General features: G+C 57.2%; 2 rRNA genes. Both read left to right on the forward strand.

From position 1 onward, the window contains the following. Positions 1-214 precede the first annotated feature (214 nt). A 23S ribosomal RNA gene (locus HDA31_RS31710) occupies positions 215-3,324 on the forward strand. A gap of 76 nt (positions 3,325-3,400) precedes the next feature. Then, positions 3,401-3,517 (forward strand): 5S ribosomal RNA (gene rrf / locus HDA31_RS31715). The last annotated feature ends 24 nt before the right edge of the window (positions 3,518-3,541 follow it).

A 3,541-nucleotide genomic window follows, 5' to 3' on the forward strand; every position in this document is an offset into this window, starting at 1 on the left:
GTGGGGAGTGGAGAGCACCCTGTTGGGTCCTGAAGGAACAACCCGTTGTGGTGGTTGTCTTTCAGTGCTGATCCTTTGAGGTTTTGCCTCGGGGTTGGTTGCCAGGTGCGGCCTGGTCTCGCATACCGCCGGCGGTTGTCGGGTTTGGTGTGGGGCTGTGGGTTGTGGGTTGGTTGTTTGTTGAGAATTGCACAGTGGACGCGAGCATCTTTGTGGTCAAGTTGTCAAGGGCGAACGGTGGATGCCTTGGCACCAGGAGCCGATGAAGGACGTGGGAGGCCGCGATAGGCCTGGGGGAGCTGTCAACCAAGCTGTGATCCCAGGGTGTCCGAATGGGGAAACCTGGCTGGAGTCATGTCCAGTCACCTGCACCTGAATTCATAGGGTGTGTGGGGGGAACGCGGGGAAGTGAAACATCTCAGTACCCGTAGGAAGAGAAAACAATAGTGATTCCGTGAGTAGTGGCGAGCGAAAGCGGATTGAGGCTAAACCGGTTGCGTGTGATACCTGTCAGGGGTTGCGTGGTCGGGGTTGTGGGACCCTGCTACACGAGCTGACACTCGTGTGAGGAGTGATAAAGCCAGTGGATAGCCGAATGGTCTGGAATGGCTGACCGTAGACGGTGAGAGTCCGGTAGGTGAAATTTGCTGGTCTTCTGTGGGTGTTCCCGAGTAGCGGCGGACTCCTGTAATCTGCCGTGAATCTGCCAGGACCACCTGGTAAGCCTAAATACTTCCTGGTGACCGATAGCGGACGAGTACCGTGAGGGAATGGTGAAAAGTACCCCGGGAGGGGAGTGAAATAGTACCTGAAACCGTTCGCCTACAATCCGTCGGAGCCTTGCGGGGTGACGGCGTGCCTTTTGAAGAATGAGCCTGCGAGTTAGTGGCATGTGGCGAGGTTAACCCGTGTGGGGGAGCCGTAGCGAAAGCGAGTCTGAATAGGGCGTTTGAGTCGCATGCTCTAGACCCGAAGCGGAGTGATCTAGCCATGGGCAGGCTGAAGCGTGGGTAAGACTACGTGGAGGGCCGAACCCACCAACGTTGAAAAGTTGGGGGATGACCTGTGGTTAGGGGTGAAAGGCCAATCAAACTCCGTGATAGCTGGTTCTCCCCGAAATGCATTTAGGTGCAGCGTCGCGTGTTTCTTGCCGGAGGTAGAGCACTGGATGGTCTAGGGGGCCCACAAGCTTACTGAAATCAGCCAAACTCCGAATGCCGGTAAGTGAGAGCGCGGCAGTGAGACTGCGGGGGATAAGCTTCGTAGTCGAGAGGGAAACAGCCCAGATCACCAGCTAAGGCCCCTAAGCGTGTGCTAAGTGGAAAAGGATGTGGGGTCGCATAGACAACCAGGAGGTTGGCTTAGAAGCAGCCACCCTTTAAAGAGTGCGTAATAGCTCACTGGTCAAGTGGTTCCGCGCCGACAATGTAGCGGGGCTCAAGCACACCGCCGAAGCTGTGGCACTCACATGATACTTCGCCAGGCCTTGATGTCTGGTGCAGGTGTGTGGGTGGGTAGGGGAGCGTCGTGCCGGGGGTGAAGCAGCGGGGTGACCTAGTTGTGGACGCGGCACGAGTGAGAATGCAGGCATGAGTAGCGAAAGAAGGGTGAGAAACCCTTCCGCCGGATGACCAAGGGTTCCAGGGCCAGGCTAATCCGCCCTGGGTGAGTCGGGACCTAAGGCGAGGCCGAGAGGCGTAGTCGATGGACAACGGGTTGATATTCCCGTACCCGCGAAGGAGCGCCCGTGATGAACCTCGTTGTGCTAACCACCCAAACCGCTGAGGCCTTCGGGTCAAGGTTGGGGAGCGTGGGAACCTGGCGGGTAGTAGTCAAGCGATGGGGTGACGCAGGAAGGTAGCTGATCCCGGCCGGTGGTTGTGCCGGGGTAAGCGTGTAGGCCGTGTTGTAGGCAAATCCGCAACACATGTGGCTGAGACGTGATGCCGAGCCGATTCAGGTGAAGTCAGTGATCCTATGCTGCCGAGAAAAGCCTCTAGCGAGTTCCGAGCGGCCCGTACCCCAAACCGACACAGGTGGTCAGGTAGAGAATACCGAGGCGATCGGGCGAACTGTGGTTAAGGAACTCGGCAAATTGCCCCCGTAACTTAGGGAGAAGGGGGGCCGGAGACGTGAAGCCCCTTGCGGGTGGAGCGTTGTATGGCCGCAGAGAGCAGGGGGAAGCGACTGTTTACTAAAAACACAGGTCCATGCGAAGAAGTAATTCGATGTATATGGACTGACGCCTGCCCGGTGCTGGAACGTTAAGGGGACCTGTTAGCTCCTTTCGGGGGGCGAAGCGGAGAACTTAAGCGCCAGTAAACGGCGGTGGTAACTATAACCATCCTAAGGTAGCGAAATTCCTTGTCGGGTAAGTTCCGACCTGCACGAATGGCGTAACGACTTCCCCACTGTCTCAACCACAGGCCCGGCGAAATTGCATTACGAGTAAAGATGCTCGTTACGCGCGGCAGGACGGAAAGACCCCGGGACCTTTACTATAGCTTGACATTGGTATCTGAGTTAGCTTGTGTAGGATAGGTGGGAGCCGGTGAAGCCTATACGCCAGTATGGGTGGAGGCAATCTTGAAATACCACTCTGGTTGATTCGGGTATCTAACTTCGGGCCGTTATCCGGTTCAGGGACAGTGTCTGGTGGGTAGTTTAACTGGGGCGGTTGCCTCCTAAAGGGTAACGGAGGCGCCCAAAGGTTCCCTCAGCCTGGTTGGCAATCAGGTGTTGAGTGCAAGTGCACAAGGGAGCTTGACTGTGAGACTGACAGGTCGAGCAGGGACGAAAGTCGGGACTAGTGATCCGGCACTTGCGTGTGGAAGCGGTGTCGCTCAACGGATAAAAGGTACCCCGGGGATAACAGGCTGATCTTCCCCAAGAGTCCATATCGACGGGATGGTTTGGCACCTCGATGTCGGCTCGTCGCATCCTGGGGCTGTAGCAGGTCCCAAGGGTTGGGCTGTTCGCCCATTAAAGCGGTACGCGAGCTGGGTTTAGAACGTCGTGAGACAGTTCGGTCCCTATCCGCCGTGCGCGTAGGATACTTGAGAAGGGCTGTCCCTAGTACGAGAGGACCGGGACGGACGAACCTCTGGTGTGCCAGTTGTCCCGCCAGGGGCACGGCTGGTTGGCTACGTTCGGAAGGGATAACCGCTGAAAGCATCTAAGCGGGAAGCCTGCTTCAAGATGAGGTATCCCACCCACCTTTGGTGGGGTAAGGCCCCCAGCTAGACGACTGGGTTGATAGGCCGGAGATGTAAGCTCGGTAACGGGTTGAGTTGACCGGTACTAATAGGCCGAGGACTTGACTACGAAGCTGCTACGCGTCCACTGTGCAACTCTGAACAAACAGGCGGCCCTGGGTGGTTGTTTGATATGTTCATAGAGTTACGGCGGTCATGGCGGAGGGGAAACGCCCGGTTACATTCCGAACCCGGAAGCTAAGCCCTCCAGCGCCGATGGTACTGCACTCGGGAGGGTGTGGGAGAGTAGGACACCGCCGGACATTCTTTCGTTTCAGGGCCACCCC

The sequence above is a fragment of the Micromonospora carbonacea genome (genome assembly GCF_014205165.1).
Classification (GTDB): domain Bacteria; phylum Actinomycetota; class Actinomycetes; order Mycobacteriales; family Micromonosporaceae; genus Micromonospora; species Micromonospora carbonacea.